Raw genomic sequence first — 16,706 nt, 5'->3', positions numbered from 1 at the left:
AAATTAAGTAAAATATAGGGGCGACCATAATTTGATGTGCAAATCTATAGCTGACCAGATTGTATTTAAAAAGTTTTGTAGCATTGTTTAATACAGGTTATTTCGTTTTCTTTTTTATGAGGTGATAAACGCCCAGCAATGGTCCTAGACCTAGTGGAATGTATAAAAAATTTATCGGGATACTATTTTGAAGTAATCCTAGAAGTTGAATGCTAATTATAGTAATGGCATAACCTAAACAATTTACAATGGTTAATGCTGTACCTTTTAATTGCGGAGCTACCGATGATGCCACCAAATTGGAAAATTGAGGAGAATCTGCGGTAACGGCTATTCCCCATAGGCACCAGCTTGCCAAAAAGAGATATTGGGGCAATAGGAACAAAACAGGAGAAATAAAACAGAACACACCAGAAATAATTAAGGCAGTTAATGCTACTTTTTTGCTTCCTAAGCTATGAGCAATAATACCGCCTAGCGCACAAGACAATCCGCCAAATGCGATCACGATCCCAGTCCATAAAAATACCGATATATCACTACCGGTTTCAATGGCAAACCATTGTATGGCAATAGGGGTAAAGGCCCAAAAGGCATAAAGTTCCCACATGTGACCAAAATACCCAAAAGCTGCTTTCTTAAAATTATAATTCTTAAAAAGTCGTGGTCCCGCGTTGAACTGTAATGACGTGCTTGCTACCCGATAGGGACCGTTAGGCACAAGTCCTAGCAACAGTAAACCACCCATAACGGTAATGCCAGAAGTTAGTTTAATAACACTATCTGAATCATTTGCCCATGAGGTTCCTTTAATTAAAAACGGAAAAGCAGTGCCTAAAACCAATGCGCCAACCAAAAAGCCCAATGCTTTGCCTAACCCTTTTTCATAATAATCTGCTGCTATTTTCATACCTACAGGATAGATCCCTGCGAGGAAAAAGCCGGTCCCGAATCTAGCTATCAACAAGCCGGTCACATTTAATTGTGGAACAATTAGGGTTAAATTGGATAAGGCCGCTAAACATGCACAGACCATAAAGACTTTAGAAGGTGAAAACCTATCGGCAATCATTAGAATTCCAAAAATCAATGTGCCTATGATGAACCCGAATTGTACCGAAGAGATGACGTAACTAACAATATCTGCGCCAAAATCTAATTTTTTGGTCAATGATTCTATGATGGCATTGCCTGCAAACCATGTAGAGGTACAGGCAAACTGAGAAATAATTATTATGGGGAGAATATGTAGCTTTTGCTTCAATAGATCAATGTAAAAAAGTAACCTTGGCTATTTTATTATTTTCTATTTCATAAATACCTATTGCAGTATAAGATTCACCGTTGACGGTAATGAATTCTTCATCAATAACTATATTACCGATTACAATCCTATTCTTGATTTCACAATGAAGGTTTGGGGTAGTACTAAAAAAGCGATCATAGCCATTTCGCATATTTTTAATACCCTCGGTTCTTAGTTCGCCGTTAGCACCATAAACTTTCACGTTTTTGGCGTATGGACCTAAAAAGGCATTGATGTCTTTAGCATTATAACCTTCAAGTTGTTGTTGTACAGGTATTTCTGGATCTTCATTGATGGACTTATCTTTTATGAAAGTCATGCTATTTATAAGTCCGTCAACCTCATAAATGGCAACTTGTTGAAATTGTTTATCGCCAATGGCTATCTGTTCTTGATCAATAACGGTCTTTCCCAAATGAATTCTAGAGGATACTTTTACATCAATATTTGGCGTACGGTCATAAAAGCTCTGATATTTTTCCTTTAAAATTTCCCGCCCAATGTACAGGGTGTCTTTTGGGTAGTTTTTTACCACAACATTTTTTGAAAAACAGTTAGCAAATGCTTGTAATTCTCGTGCGTTAAACGTTTCTACTTGTTTGTCCACAATATTTTTTTGCGAATCTTTAGATACGAAACTTAGATAATTTCCATCTGGACTAATTGCTAATCTAGAGATTCCATTGACATCTGGGTTATTAATTTCATGAGCTATTTTCCATTCTGTATCTACTTTGGGGTCAAAGGAAAGAATGGTTGATTCAATGGCAGTAATTAATTGACCATTGTTCATCCAGGAAATGTCATCGGTGATTTTAGGTAATGAAATTATATCCTCGGTTTTTAATGATATTGGATGCAGTGATTTTACCATATTTCCATTATCCGATTTGGAAATGTAGCTTACCAGGTCGCTATTTGGTATGTTATGTAGCGATCTGCCAACATTCTGTTGAACCGTTATATTGGTATGATCTTTTAAGTTAGCTATTACGAGGTCCATTTTATTTTCGCGAAGAACTGTACAGATTATAATATCTTCAGTATACCAAACATGATAACCAACTTTTAAATCTTCTAGAAGAAGTTTTTGTTCATTGGTATCTAAGTTATATTCATAAAGTCTTTGCAATCCATCCTCATCTAATCTAATTGCCGATACAGCATTTTTTCCGGGTATTTTTAATGGTGAATATTCGCTGCCATTTGGGGTATCTGTAATCCATGAAAGGGTTTTATCTTTTATATGAAACAGCACAATATCTGTTTGTCCATTTCTTGTTGCAGCATATAGGACCCTGTCATTATCCAAAAATGAAGGCTGATTGTCATAGCCTTCATTTTCAGATATATTTATTGCACCATTAATACTGATCGAATCTTTTTCCAACCCTAAATTGGTCAAATATACTTCTGTGCTCTGTTGTGCATGTAGCTGTATGCAAGATATAGCACTTAGCAAAAGGATAAAGCACTTCAATTTCGAGAACATAAAAAGAGATTTAGATTAGTGTTTTTCTGCAAACCTCTTTAAGATGGCACGTACATTTTTAGTATTGTCAACAAAGTATCTTGCTTGGGTTTTTTGTCTGCCCACCTTTACGGTAACAGCATCTTCTGGCAGTTCCTGGAACATAAATTCATCTGTCCAATCATCACCTATAGCAAAAACAAAATCGTAGTCATGCTCGGTATACACACGCATAGACGCTCTTCCTTTATTTACGTTGCTGCTCTTGATTTCCATTACCTTATTACCATTGAGTACGCTGAGGTCATCGTTAGCAATAAGACTGGTTAATACCGTATTCAATTCAACCGATCTCTTCTGACCAAAATCTGGATCTGTATTTCGGTAATGCCAAGCCAATGAATAGTTTTTCTCTTCCACGAAACTACCTGGCGTACGATCTACAAAAGATTCAAGAACTGGTAATATTTTCTCCATCCAATCTTTTTTCACCGTTTCTAGCATTCTAAATTCCTCACCACCTTGAGAGATCCAAACACCATGCTCAACGATCATATTGTATTTCTTAGGAAGAAACCATTTGGTAAAGGTCTCTTTATCCCTTCCGCTAATTAAATACATATCTGTATTGGGTTGAGATGAAATTTGATCCAATAATGCGTAAAGCTCTTCATCTGGTGACGCTTTTTGCGGGTCGTTGTGAAAACCGGCCAATGTACCATCATAATCTAAAAAAACCAATCTTCTTTTGGCGTTTTTATATTTGCTCATTACGGTATTCATAAGGTCAACCGATAATTTTTTAGATCGGTAAGTCTGATCTTTTTCTTTCTGGCTCACCAGGGAGTTCATAAAATCGTTGGCCCATTTTTCTACATTATAGCGTTCCAGTCTTTTTTGTAGCAATGTATTTCTTGATACCTGCTCTTCTTCGGGCATATTGATAGCTTCATAAAGAGAGTCGGCAATTTGCTCAAAATTATTAGGATTAATTAATAATGACTCGTTCATTTCATTTGCAGAACCTGCCATTTCACTTAGTATAAGCACTCCTGTCTTATCTGTTCTAGTGGCAATGTATTCTTTAGCTACCAAATTCATACCATCTCTTATGGGCGTTAGCCAAGCAATATCAGAAGAGGTGTAAAGGTCAATAAGGTTTTCAAATGGCATAGATCTATAGAAATACCATATTGGCGTCCAGCTAACAGTGGACAACTCCCCGTTAATGCGTCCTACAAGTTCATCAACTTCCCGTTTTAATAATTGGTATTGAGGTACGTTAGATCTAGACGGAACCGCTAGAATAATAAGTCTTACTTTCTCTTTATACTGCGGATATTTCTTTAAAAAATACTCAAAGGCATTTAAACGTTTTGCAATACCCTTGGTATAATCTAAACGATCTATAGAAAGGAAAAATTTGGCATCGGGAGCAGATTTTTTATGAGTATCCAGTCGTTTCTGCAATTCGGATTTTTGATCCTCGGTACGTTGAGAGTGTTCTTTTGCTGCATCGCTAAACTTCTTATAATCGATACCCATAGGGAAAGAGTCTACTTTTATAACCCTATCATCTAAATAGATATCGTTAAAGCTTACCTCTAAACCTAGTAGCCTTCTAACAGAGCTTAAAAAGTGGCGTTCGTAGTCATAGGTATGAAAACCGATCAGATCAGACCCCAGCAGCCCTTGTAATACTTCACGTCGCCAAGGTAGGGTTCTAAAAATCTCATACGATGGAAAGGGAATATGTAGAAAGAAGCCTATAGAAATATCCGGTCTTTCTGCTCTTACCATTTGGGGCACCAACATTAATTGATAGTCATGTATCCAAATAGTGTCTTCATTGTTTGCTTTTTCAAGGATGGCATCGGCAAATTTTTGGTTTACCGCTTTGTATGTTTCCCAGCTATCCAGCTCAAATTCAGAATATTCTAAGAAGTAATGAAATAAAGGCCATATGGTTCTATTACTAAATCCATAGTAAAAACCATCTACCTCTTTCTCCGTTAAATTAACTTTTGAAGATCCATGCTCCGCTAAGGCGCTATCAATTTTAGGAACCAATTCTTCGGGAATTTCTTCATCCGTTAATCCGCTCCAACCAATCCAAAGGCTATCACCGCCGGAGTGTACAGATTTCATTCCTGTGGCCAGTCCACCTACACTTGGTACCGCAGTAATGTCGCCATTGCTAATTTGTAATTGTACAGGTAGTCTATTTGAGATAATGATAGTTTTCGCCATAAAAGAGAATTTTTTGCTTCTTCTTGATAATTATTTCTCTAAATTTCGGGAAAAAGGAGGGCAATACCAATTGAAACCTCAAATGAATCAAGAATTTTATTGAATGGATAATTTAGACTACGGAATAATAGGGAATTGCAGAAGTGCAGCATTAATTTCAAAGACAGGAAGCATAGATTGGTGCTGTTTGCCAGAATTTGATAGTCCGTCTGTATTTGCCAAATTACTGGATGAAAATATAGGTGGAAGTTTTGAAATAAGGGTTGATGACAGCTATGAGATTACTCAGAAATATGAGAGGTACACCAATATATTGATTACCTCTTTTAAATCTGGCGAAGATCACTTTGAAATTCATGACTTCATGCCCAGATATCGTAAGTTGGATGGTAGTCACCATGCGCCACCAGAGTTGATCAGGTATTTTAAATTAATTTCAGGTAAGCCAAGTTTTTCTGTTTTGTATGATCCAAGATTGGAATATGCCATGGGGAAAACCGAAACTTTTATTAAAAAGGATTTTATAGCCAGTCTCACTTACGATGTTAAGTTCGATACCGTATTTCTATACACTTCCTTTGATCAAGAATCTATAGTCAATAGTGTTGAAGTAGAACTTCTTCAAGATGAGTACATGCTTATGGGCTACAATGAAAAATTGTTGTTGCCAACCACAGAAAGGGCTTATCTTGATTTACAGAACACCAAGGTTTACTGGTTAAACTGGACAGATTTAACCCCAACTTACAAGAAATTTAACGATGAAATTTCAAGAAGTGCCTTGACATTAAAATTATTGAGCTATGATAAGACCGGAGCTGTTTTGGCTGCAGCTACCACCTCTTTACCAGAAACCATTGGTGAAGTACGTAATTGGGATTATCGTTTCTGTTGGATAAGGGATGCATCAATGGTGATTAAAGTAGTATCTGAATTGGGACATAAGAACGTGGCAAGACGATATTTACAGTTCATTATAGATTTGATACCCGATAAGGCAGAGAAGTTACAGATCATGTACGGGATCAATAAAGAGAAAAAACTGACCGAAGAAACCTTGGAGCACTTGGCTGGTTACAAAGGTTCTAAACCGGTGCGTATTGGTAATGCGGCATATCACCAAAAGCAGAATGATATTTATGGTATTCTGATGGATGTGATTTATGAACAAATGGTGAAATTCAGCATAGACATAGAAAATGGTGAGGACTTATGGGCCATTACCAAAGGTATTGTTTGGATCGTAAGCAATAATTGGAAGGATGCCGATAAAGGAATTTGGGAGTTCCGTACAGAGGATAGACATTTTACATTTTCTAAAGTATTATGCTGGACAGCCTTGGATCGTGCCATAAAAGTTGCTGAAATGCTGGGCAAGCAGCATAAAATTGATAAATGGGAACCAATAAGGGCGGAAATTTGGCAAGATATCTATGATAATGCCTGGAACGATGAAGTTGGGGCTTATACCCAATCTTATGGTTCCAAAGATTTGGATGCTTCTGTCTTATTAATGGAATCTTACGGATGTGTTGATGCAAAAGATGAAAGATATATTAAAACCGTTAATGCCATTGGAGACGAATTAAGTAATGATGGATTGTTGTATAGATATAAGAATGAAGATGATTTTGGTTTGCCATCTTCTTCATTTACGGTTTGTACATTCTGGTACATTAATAGTTTATTTAAAATAGGGGAAGAGAAGAAGGCGTTGGAGTATTTTGAGAGATTATTAGGTTATAGTAATCATTTAGGTCTATTTAGTGAAGATATTGACTTTAAGACTAAAAGGTTACTAGGAAACTTCCCTCAGGCATATTCACATTTAGCGTTGATAGAATGTGCCATCAACTTTTCTAAGAAAGAAAGTGAGGATCAAATGTTAGAAACTTTGAGAGAATAATTACCTCATAACATAAGCCTTAATTTTATGGATTAGGGCTTTAAAGTGTTCTTCCGTTGAAAACGGATTCATAACGGTTACTCGTAAGAAATGAACATTTTTTAATTTGGTCTGTACAATATAAAATTCGCCATCTTCTAAAAGATACTGGCGAATTTTTATGTTTAAATTGTTTTGCTCTTCAAAATTGAAATTAGGGTTTACATATCTAAAACATACAATATTTGACATTGGGCGTAATGCCAGTTCAAAATTAGGTTCAGCCTCTATAATGTCGGCAAATAAGGAACCCAAATCATATAATAGGGTAACATTGGCATCAAAAACTTCTTCACCATAGAGTTTTAGAAGTGTAAACCAATGTATGGCCATCATATTTTTTGTGCATTCAAAGGTACGCTTGCCGGAATTGTACCAATCTTCATGTTCTGAGTCGGTCAATAAGTAATCCGCTTTTTGACTAAATGTAGCCTTGGCATTTTTTTCATCCTTAAAGAGTAGGGCGGTGGTCAATGCTGGCATCATCATCATTTTGTGACCATCAATAACTACTGAATCTGCTTGAGCAATGCCTTTTAGCGTATGCTTGTATTTTTCAGAAAAAATACCGGCACCACCATGTGCACCATCAACATGAAACCATATATTATGTTCTTGGGCAAATTCAGAAATGCACTCAAGATTATCAAAAATACCTGTAGCAGTAGATGGAGCACTACCGATTATGGCAAAGACCTCAATTTCGCTTTCTTGCGCTTCCTTATATTTAGCTTCTAAAACATGGATGTCCATTGCAAAATCTTTGGTAACGGGTACTTTAATTATGCCTTGATCCCCTAAACCCATAATTCTTGCCGCACGGTCTACACAGTAATGCGCTTCTTCACTGACCATTATACCTAGTTGATTTTGATTGCCATCATTCCAAATATCCTTTTTGGTAATCGCTTTTCTAGCACTTAATAATGCGGTAAGATTGGCAAGTGTACCACCAGATGTTAAAAAACCTCCAGCATTATTATTAAAGCCAATTTTATTACAAATCACTTCAATGATAATGCGTTCAATAGCATTGGAAGACATGCCCATTTCATATACCGCAGTACCGTTATTTAATAGCGAACTCAATAATCCTGTGAGTGCGGTAATTGGGGCTGGAGGACTCACCTGATGACCAAGGTAATGTGGATGGTGAATGTGCGTGGTACGTTTGTTGATTTCCTGGAACAAATTCTTGCTATTTCCGTGATATAGAAAATCCTTCCAAAACTGGAGTTCATCCTCAGGGTCGTTCCAATGAATGGCATTTGGGGATTTTCCATTTAATTTATCCTCTAAATGAGCGGTCAACTGGTCTATAAGTGCGTGCCCGTTGGTGTTAAAGTCAGAGGATGAATACACTTGTTGGAGTAATTTTTTATGCATGGCTCAAAAGTAGTCGCAATAACGATTTATACCAAACAAAAAAACCGCCCCAATTGGGACGGTTTAACATTCAAGTTACCAAACAACAAAAGTAATCTGAATTAGTCAAAGGTATACCCGTTATCTGCAGCTACCTTATCGGCAATTTGTGTGCGTAAAGCTACTACATTAGGGTAATTTGTATATTTTGTAAAACGTTTAAGTCCCATTAACATCATTCTTTGTTCATCACCTTCAGCGAAAGATATAATGGCTTCCTTACCTTTTTTAATGATAGTTTCGGTTGCATTGTACAAATATAACTTAGACATCGCAATTTGGGTGGCCTGCGCCTCTTCTCCAAAACGTTTTGCGTTTTTCTCTGTACGTAATAATGCAGATTCTGCCATATAAACTTCAATAAGAATGTCAGAAGCAGCTAACATCAATTGTTGGTGCTTTTCCAATTCTGGACCAAATTTTTGAACTGCAGATCCAGCGACCATTAAGAACACTTTCTTTAGTCTTTTTAAAATATCCTTTTCTTCTGCAAACAGTTCAGAAAAATCAGGAGTATCAAAAGAAGGAATTCCCATGAGCTCTTCGCCAACTGCGGTTGCAGGTCCTAAAAGGTCTACATGACCTTTCATAGCCTTTTTAACAAGCATACCTACAGCTAACATTCTGTTGATTTCATTGGTTCCTTCGTATATACGTGCAATTCTTGCATCTCTCCAAGCGGATTCCATTGGTGTATCTGCGCTGAAGCCCATACCTCCAAAAATCTGCACACCTTCATCTGCTGTATGCTGTACATCTTCCGAAACCGCCACTTTTAAAATAGAACATTCTATAGCATACTCTTCAACACCTTTTAATTCAGCTTCTTGGTGAGTATTGCCTTCGCTTTCACGTATTGCAATTCTATCTTCAATGTTCTTTGCAGCACGGTAACAAGCAGATTCACCAACATAAGCATTTGTGGTCATATCGGCTAATTTTGCTTTTATGGCACCAAAGTTAACGATTGGAGTTTTGAACTGAATTCTTTCGTTCGCATAATTAACAGCCTCGTTGATCACCCTTCTTTGTGCCTCTAAACAAGCAGCGGCTAATTTAATACGACCAACGTTTAGGGCATTCATTGCAATTTTAAAACCGTTTCCTCTGGTGGAAAGCATATTTTCAACAGCAACTTTTGTTTCATTAAAGAATACTTGGCGAGTAGAAGAGGAGTGAATACCTAATTTCTTTTCCTCATCACCTAAGGTAATACCATTACTAGGGTCATTTTCTACGATAAACCCGGTAATATTTTTGTCATCTTCAATACGTGCGAATACGATAAACAAGTTACAGAAACCAGCATTTGAGATCCACATTTTTTGACCGGTAATACTATAAGTTTTACCATCTTCTGATAAAACGGCCTTTGTTTTACCCGAATTTGCATCTGATCCAGCACCTGGTTCGGTAAGGCAATACGCTCCAAACCACTCGCCTGAGGCTAGTTTAGGTACATACTTTTGTTTTTGTTCCTCAGTACCGTATAAAGTTATTGGCATAGTACCAATACCAGTATGCGCTCCGAATGCAGTACTAAAGGATCCGGTTGCACCAGAAATATAATCACAGACTAGCATTGTAGAAACAAACCCCATACCCATACCACCGTATGATTCTGGTACTGCTACGCTCAGTAAACCTAGTTCACCGGCTTTACGCATGGTTTCTTCGGTATATGCGTAATCTTTTTTCTCAAAACGTTCCCAGTGTGCCCATAATTCTCTATCAACGAATTCTTTGGTGCTTTCACGCATCATTTTTTGTTCTTCGTTCAAATCCTCTAAAGTGAAAATATCATCACAGTTGGTTTCTTTGACAAGGAATTGTCCTCCTCTAAGAATGTCTTTATCCGTTGTTTCTGTACTCATGTTGTTAATTGTATTTAGTATAAAGTATTTGGTAATAAGTATTAAGTGAATACCCTATTCCAAAAAATAAGTTTGTTATTTTAAAAATTCGAATATGCCTGCGGCACCTTGTCCAGTACCTACGCACATAGTAACCATACCGTACTGTCCTTGCATATTTCTTTTACGCATTTCATCAAAAAGCTGAACCGATAATTTAGCTCCTGTACAACCTAACGGATGGCCTAAAGCAATTGCGCCACCATTAACATTTACAATATCTTGATTTAAGCCTAGTTCTCTAATAACTGCAAGGGATTGAGATGCAAAAGCTTCATTCAATTCAATCAGTTTTATATCATCTTGTTTTAGACCGGCTTGTTTAAGTGCTTTTGGCACCGCGGCTACAGGACCAATACCCATAATTCTTGGTGGTACACCAGCAGCGGCATAATTAACAAGACGGGCAATAGGCTCAAGATTTAATTCTTTTACCATTTCTTCGCTCATCACCATTACAAAAGCAGCACCATCACTCATTTGAGAAGAGTTACCAGCTGTAACACTACCACCGGCTGCAAATACTGGTCTAAGCTTATTCAATACGGCAGTTGATGTACCCGCTCTTGGCCCTTCATCTTTTGTTACGGTATATTTTTTGGTCGCTTTTTTACCATCGGCACCTACATAGGTTTCTTCTACCTCAATAGGCACTATTTGGTCTTGAAAGCGGTCTTCCGCTTGAGCACGAAGGGCTTTCATATGAGAATTATAGGCAAATTCATCTTGATCCTCACGAGATACTTTATACTCGTTGGCAACTGCCTCAGCGGTATTTCCCATTCCCCAGTAGTAATCCTCATGACCTGCTTTTACAACGTCATAATTTAATTCTGTTTTGTAACCGGTCATAGGTACTGAACTCATACTTTCAGCACCACCTGCAATAATGCAATCTGCCATTCCAGATTGAATTTTTGCAGTTGCTATACCAATAGTTTCAATACCAGATGAACAAAATCTGTTGACGGTAACTCCAGGAACATCAACAATGTCCAATCCCATAAGTGAGATTAAACGTGCCATGTTTAAACCTTGGGAACCTTCTGGCATAGCATTACCAACGATGACGTCATCAATTCGTTTTTTATCTAAATTTGGCAATTCTTTCATCATATACTCGATGGTTTCCGCTGCCAATTCATCGGTACGTTTAAAGCGAAAAACTCCCTTAGGTGCTTTACCTACCGCTGTTCTATAACCTTTAACTATATATGCTGTTTTCATTTTTTACTCTTGCTTTTAGCTATCAGTTTTACACTCATAGCATTATTTGTTGTTAAATAAGATTGCCAATAACCATAAGCTAATGGCATATAGCTGCGTAAATTAATTACGTAACGGTTTTCCGGTTTTCAACATGTGCTGAATTCTCTCTAACGTTTTTCTTTCGGTACACAGTGAAAGGAAAGCTTCTCTTTCTAAATCTAACAGGTACTGCTCGTTTACCAAAGTAGGTTCAGATAAATCGCCACCTGCCATTACATACGCAAGCTTATTCGCAATTTTCTTATCATGTTCACTGATATAATGGCTAGCCTCCATAGAATCTGTTCCTACTAAGAACATACCTAATGCCTGTTTTCCTAAGACTTTGATATCTGAACGTTTTACAGGTTGCGTATAACCTTGCTCCGCCATTAGTTTTGCATATGCCTTAGCAGTTGCAATTTGCCTGTCCTTATTTACTACAATTATATCTTTGCCATGTTGCAGTATTCCTAGGTCGTAAGCTTCATATGCAGAAGTGGAAACCTTTGCCATACCAATAGTTAAAAAGTATTCTTGAAGAACATTTAATTCTACATCGTTCTTTTTAAAAGTGTCTTGTGCTCTAACAGCAAATTCTTTAGAGCCACCACCGCCAGGAATAACCCCAACACCAAACTCAACAAGTCCTATATAGGTTTCAGCTGCTGCGACTACCATGTCTGCATGTAAAGAAAGCTCGCAACCACCACCTAAGGTCATACCATGAGGGGCGGATATTGTTGGAATAGCGGAATAGCGCATACGCATCATGGTGTCTTGGAACATTTTAATGGCCATATTCAGCTCATCATATTCTTGCTCCACCGCCATCATAAAAATCATACCAATATTGGCTCCAACAGAGAAGTTTGCAGCTTGGTTACCAACGACTAAACCTTGAAAATCTTTTTCGGCCATATCAATGGCTTTATTTAGTCCGGCTAAAACATCACCACCAATGGTATTCATTTTAGATTGGAACTCCACATTTAGGATTCCGTCTCCTAAGTCTTCAACAACAACACCGCTGTTTTTGAAAACTTCTTTGGATTTTCTAATATTATCAAGAATAATAAAGGAATCTTGTCCCGGTATTTTTTCTACGGATTTTTTAGGGATATCATAGTAATAGGTAGCCCCATCTTTAACTGCATAGAAAGAATTATTACCAGAAGCTTTCATTTCATGTACCCAAGCAGCAGCTTCTAGACCTTCTGCTTTGATGAACTCCAATCCTTTGTCAACGCCAACGGCATCCCAAATTTGGAAAGGACCATGTTCCCAACCAAAACCAGCTTTCATTGCATCGTCAATCTTATAAAGCTCATCGGTAATTTCAGGAATTCTGTGCGATACATAGGCAAATAATTGTCCAAAACTTTTTCTGTAAAATTCTCCTGCCTTGTCTTTTCCACCAACGAGTACAGCAAAACGATCAACAACTTTATCAATAGTTTTGGTCAACTCTAATGTGCCGAATTTTGCGCTCTTTTTAGAGCGATACTCCATCGAATCCAAATCAAGGGTCAAAATTTCGGTCTTGCCCTTATCATCTTTAGACTTTTTATAGAATCCTTGTCCGGTTTTACTGCCCAACCATTTATTCTCCATCATGGTGCTGATGAAATCAGGTAATTTAAACAGGTCGTGGCGCTCATCATCGGTACAGTTATCGTATATACCATTAGCAACATGAACAAGGGTGTCTAAGCCAACTACATCAACTGTTCTAAAGGTGGCCGATTTTGGTCTACCAATAACCGGACCTGTAAGTTTGTCTACTTCTTCAACGGTCATGTCCATTTCCTTAACCATATGGAAAAGGCTCTGGATGCTGAATATTCCTATTCTATTACCTATAAATGCAGGAGTATCTTTAGCAACAACTGAAGTTTTTCCTAAGAATTTTTCTCCGTAACCGTTTAAAAACTCTAATACCTCAGGCGAAGTTTTGGGACCTGGAATAATTTCAAAAAGCTTTAGGTAACGTGCTGGGTTAAAAAAGTGAGTGCCACAAAAGTGCTTTTGGAAATCTTCACTTCTACCTTCCGACATAAACTTGATCGGAATACCAGAAGTGTTGGAAGTAATTAGCGTACCAGGTGTACGGTACTTTTCTAAATTTTCAAATACTTGTTTTTTAATATCTAAGCGTTCAACAACTACTTCAATGATCCAATCTACCTTAGATACTTTTGCGATATCATCTTCTAAGTTTCCAGTTGTAATACGATTTGCAAATTTCTGATGATAAATAGGAGATGGTTTTGATTTCAACGCTGCCGTCAAAGAATCGTTCACCATTCTATTGCGTACTACTTTGTCTTCTAATGTTAAGCCTTTGGCTTTTTCTTTATCATTTAGTTCACGAGGAACAATATCTAGCAATAAAACCTCTACGCCAATATTTGCAAAATGGCAGGCAATACCACTACCCATTATCCCTGAGCCAATTACTGCTACTTTTTTAATGTGCTTGTTCATGTACTTTATGCTGTATTAATTGATAAGTTGAATTAAAATAATTTTTTGTCTGCGATAAGCTTGTTTATGGCTTCTGTAACTTCAAAAAAATGGGCAAGCTTTTCATCGGTAACTTCATCTTTAACTACTTCATTAAATCTAATGACAGTGTTTTTTGAATCGTTTCTTTTTTCCAATCCAAATTCTGTCAAATAAATAAGAACACCTCTACCATCTTTAGGATTTGGTTTTCTTATAATTAGACCTTTTTGCTCCATACTTTTTAAAATTCTGGAGAGGCTGGTAGCTTCCATTCCCATTTTTGGTCCTAGGGAAGTTGAAGGTGTACCTGCTTTTGGGTCAATGCTCAATAAAGTAAAGCCAACGGCCATAGTAGAATCAAATTTCTTTGCTTCCTCATTATACATTCTTGCTACAGCTTGCCATGTAGCTCTCAACGCATAATCTATCGTTGCTTCTTTCATACTCCTTTAGTTGGTTCCCAAATATAATAAAATTTATTATGCATGCATAATAAATTTTATTATATTTTATTTAATTGGGCGTTACCAAAGTTATTTAAGCTAGTATAATTTAACTGTTGCTATATAGTTAGTTAAAGTTGTGCGTATTCTTATCAGGTATGCGGGCTAATAAATTAAAAGCAAGACACCCAACTAAAAAAATTATGTTGATTCAGTTGGGTGTCATTGTTATAATGTAAAATGGTTTCTTATCTGTTAATGCTCATAAATATCATTATACAGAGAAATGTATTTTTCCTTTATAACTTTTCTCTTCAACTTCATGGTGGGAGTTAAGTGTCCACCGTCAATGCTCCAAATATCCGGGGTAAGTCTAAACTGTTTTACCTTTTCCCATTTTGCGAACTTTTCGTTGGCCTCGTCAATTTCTTGCTGATACCTTGCTAATACTTGCTCGTTCTTAATAATATCTGAATTCGTGTTAATATCAATTTTGTGTATTGCCGCCCATTCTTTTAAAAATTCAAAATCTGGCTGAATAAGTGCAGCCGGCATTTTTTCGCCTTCGCCTACTACCATTATTTGCTCAATGAATCTAGACTGCTTAAAGCGGTTCTCCAATAATTGCGGTGCTACATATTTACCTCCAGAGGTTTTGAACATTTCCTTTTTACGATCGGTTATTTTTAGGAACCCCTCGCTATCAAGCTCACCTATATCACCGGTTAAGAAATAGCCATCAACAATAACCTCTTTGGTTTTTTCAGGGTCTTTGTAATACCCCATCATTACCTGAGGACCTTTTATGCAAATTTCACCGTCTGCTGCAATCTTTACTTCTGTACGGTCTATAGGTTTACCAACAGTTCCAATTTTAAAACCACCAACACGCATATCGTTCACTGAAATCACCGGAGAAGTTTCAGATAAACCATAGCCCTCCATTAATCCAAATTCGGCAGCGTTGAAAATTCGAGATAATCTTGGTTGTAGGGCTGCGCTACCCGAGGCGATCAAACTAAGATTGCCTCCCAGTCCTTCTTTCCATTTACTAAAAATTAGTTTTCTAGCTATAGAAAGTTGTGTTTCATACCACCAACCATTTTTACCGTATGGTTCATATTTTAATCCGAGCTCCACGGCCCAGAAGAACAATTTCTTTTTTATGCCGGTAAGTTCTGTACCCTTGGCGTAAATTTTATCATATACTTTTTCTAAAAGTCGTGGTACCGCTGTCATAACATGCGGACTGGTTTCTTTTAGGTTGTCACTTATTTTATCCAATGATTCAGCATAATAAATGGTTACGCCTCTAAATTGGTATAGGTAAATTAGCATGCGCTCGTAAACATGGCACAGAGGTAAAAAGCTTAACGCCTTAGTTTCACCATCAACAATAGGAAAACGTTTAGAGCTTTCAATGGCATTACTAACCAAATTGTTGTGTGAAAGCATTACACCTTTAGGTCTTCCCGTAGTACCAGAAGTATAAATTAACGTTGCCAGATTATCTGGAGAAACCTCATCTTTTAGTTTATCGACTTCCTTTTGGTTAGTGGTGTCTTCACCTAGTTCCAATACTTTTTCCCAACTTTCACAATCCGATAGGTCATCAAATGAATAGATATTTTTTAAACTAGGCACCTGATCTTTGATCGCTGCTACTTTTTCATATACTTCACCACAGGAAACAAAACAATATTTTGCCTCAGAATGGTTTAGCACATAGGCATAATCTTCTTCGGATATGGTGGGGTACACCGGTACGTTCTGTGCACCAAGTTGAAGAATGCCAATATCCATAATATTCCATTCGGTTCTATTGGTAAGTGAAATAACGGCGATTTTATCGTTGGGCTGCACGCCTAATCGTAATAACCCACGACTAATGGCATTTGCTTTGTTGATATACTCTTGCGTAGATGTACTAATCCACTTTCCATTTTTTTTTGACACCAAGGCCTTATCTAAGGCATGCTTTTCTAGCTGATAATATGGGAAGTCAAAAAGACGGGTAACTTTTTGCATACTTAATTTCTAATAAGAATTGCAAAATAGTGAAAGAACTCCATATTTTAAAATTGTATTATTAAATAAATCAGCTTCTCATTACAATATTCTTAATTCTAGCCTTTTATGTGGGAATATATCGATTTTAACCATTTGTCTACAATAAATTGTATTTGAGCGTGTTATG

The 16,706-nt window shown here is 37.1% G+C and carries 10 protein-coding genes; 1 reads left to right on the top strand and 9 read right to left on the bottom strand.

Annotated features, from left to right (window positions below):
- Nucleotides 1-97 precede the first annotated feature (97 nt).
- Genes I600_RS03350 through I600_RS03340 form a run of 3 tightly spaced genes read right to left on the bottom strand, consistent with a single transcriptional unit; the run spans nt 98 to nt 5,027 of the window.
- Nucleotides 98-1,264, bottom strand: a complete 1,167-nt coding sequence (locus I600_RS03350; protein WP_058103080.1) for an MFS transporter — start codon at nt 1,262-1,264, stop codon at nt 98-100.
- A gap of 4 nt (nt 1,265-1,268) precedes the next feature.
- Nucleotides 1,269-2,798, bottom strand: a complete 1,530-nt coding sequence (locus I600_RS03345) for a nuclear transport factor 2 family protein (protein WP_058103079.1) — start codon at nt 2,796-2,798, stop codon at nt 1,269-1,271.
- A gap of 15 nt (nt 2,799-2,813) precedes the next feature.
- On the bottom strand, nt 2,814-5,027 hold the full coding sequence (locus tag I600_RS03340) for a bifunctional alpha,alpha-trehalose-phosphate synthase (UDP-forming)/trehalose-phosphatase (RefSeq protein ID WP_058103078.1): 2,214 nt from the start codon (nt 5,025-5,027) through the stop codon (nt 2,814-2,816).
- Between the two features lie 103 nt (nt 5,028-5,130).
- On the opposite strand from I600_RS03340, the gene I600_RS03335 reads away from it, so the two are divergent.
- Entirely contained in the window at nt 5,131-6,933 is a 1,803-nt protein-coding gene (locus I600_RS03335; protein WP_058103077.1) for a glycoside hydrolase family 15 protein, read from the top strand.
- On the opposite strand, the gene I600_RS03330 is transcribed toward I600_RS03335, so the two are convergent.
- The 6 genes from I600_RS03330 to I600_RS03305 all read right to left on the bottom strand — a co-directional run bounded on the left by I600_RS03330 (nt 6,934) and on the right by I600_RS03305 (nt 16,537).
- Entirely contained in the window at nt 6,934-8,358 is a 1,425-nt protein-coding gene (locus I600_RS03330) for a pyridoxal phosphate-dependent decarboxylase family protein (RefSeq protein WP_058103076.1), read from the bottom strand.
- A gap of 101 nt (nt 8,359-8,459) precedes the next feature.
- Complete coding sequence (locus I600_RS03325; RefSeq protein WP_058103075.1) at nt 8,460-10,271, bottom strand: acyl-CoA dehydrogenase family protein; 1,812 nt, start codon at nt 10,269-10,271, stop codon at nt 8,460-8,462.
- A 75-nt stretch (nt 10,272-10,346) separates the two neighbouring features.
- Nucleotides 10,347-11,537 (bottom strand): acetyl-CoA C-acyltransferase, encoded by a 1,191-nt coding sequence (locus I600_RS03320; RefSeq protein ID WP_058103074.1) that lies wholly within the window; start codon nt 11,535-11,537, stop codon nt 10,347-10,349.
- A 102-nt stretch (nt 11,538-11,639) separates the two neighbouring features.
- Nucleotides 11,640-14,045: a 3-hydroxyacyl-CoA dehydrogenase/enoyl-CoA hydratase family protein gene (locus I600_RS03315; RefSeq protein ID WP_058103073.1), complete on the bottom strand. Its 2,406-nt coding sequence runs from the start codon at nt 14,043-14,045 to the stop codon at nt 11,640-11,642.
- Between the two features lie 32 nt (nt 14,046-14,077).
- Nucleotides 14,078-14,509, bottom strand: coding sequence for a MarR family winged helix-turn-helix transcriptional regulator (locus I600_RS03310; RefSeq protein ID WP_058103072.1), 432 nt, complete (start codon nt 14,507-14,509; stop codon nt 14,078-14,080).
- 255 nt (nt 14,510-14,764) lie between these two features.
- Nucleotides 14,765-16,537 (bottom strand): AMP-dependent synthetase/ligase, encoded by a 1,773-nt coding sequence (locus I600_RS03305; RefSeq protein ID WP_058103071.1) that lies wholly within the window; start codon nt 16,535-16,537, stop codon nt 14,765-14,767.
- Nucleotides 16,538-16,706: the final 169 nt, after the last annotated feature.

This window comes from Maribacter dokdonensis DSW-8, from assembly GCF_001447995.1.
GTDB classification, from domain to species: domain Bacteria; phylum Bacteroidota; class Bacteroidia; order Flavobacteriales; family Flavobacteriaceae; genus Maribacter; species Maribacter dokdonensis.
The sequence above is the reverse complement of the archived record's forward strand: the minus strand, read 5'-3'. Positions and strand labels throughout refer to the sequence as shown.

What these genes read in the sequence shown, in the direction of transcription:
- I600_RS03330 (WP_058103076.1), bottom strand. Translation starts at nt 8,358, where the DNA reads ATGCATAAAAAATTACTCCAACAAGTGTATTCATCCTCTGACTTTAAC.
- I600_RS03335 (WP_058103077.1), top strand. Translation starts at nt 5,131, where the DNA reads ATGGATAATTTAGACTACGGAATAATAGGGAATTGCAGAAGTGCAGCA.
- I600_RS03305 (WP_058103071.1), bottom strand. Translation starts at nt 16,537, where the DNA reads ATGCAAAAAGTTACCCGTCTTTTTGACTTCCCATATTATCAGCTAGAA.
- I600_RS03345 (WP_058103079.1), bottom strand. Translation starts at nt 2,798, where the DNA reads ATGTTCTCGAAATTGAAGTGCTTTATCCTTTTGCTAAGTGCTATATCT.
- I600_RS03320 (WP_058103074.1), bottom strand. Translation starts at nt 11,537, where the DNA reads ATGAAAACAGCATATATAGTTAAAGGTTATAGAACAGCGGTAGGTAAA.
- I600_RS03325 (WP_058103075.1), bottom strand. Translation starts at nt 10,271, where the DNA reads ATGAGTACAGAAACAACGGATAAAGACATTCTTAGAGGAGGACAATTC.
- I600_RS03340 (WP_058103078.1), bottom strand. Translation starts at nt 5,027, where the DNA reads ATGGCGAAAACTATCATTATCTCAAATAGACTACCTGTACAATTACAA.
- I600_RS03310 (WP_058103072.1), bottom strand. Translation starts at nt 14,509, where the DNA reads ATGAAAGAAGCAACGATAGATTATGCGTTGAGAGCTACATGGCAAGCT.
- I600_RS03315 (WP_058103073.1), bottom strand. Translation starts at nt 14,045, where the DNA reads ATGAACAAGCACATTAAAAAAGTAGCAGTAATTGGCTCAGGGATAATG.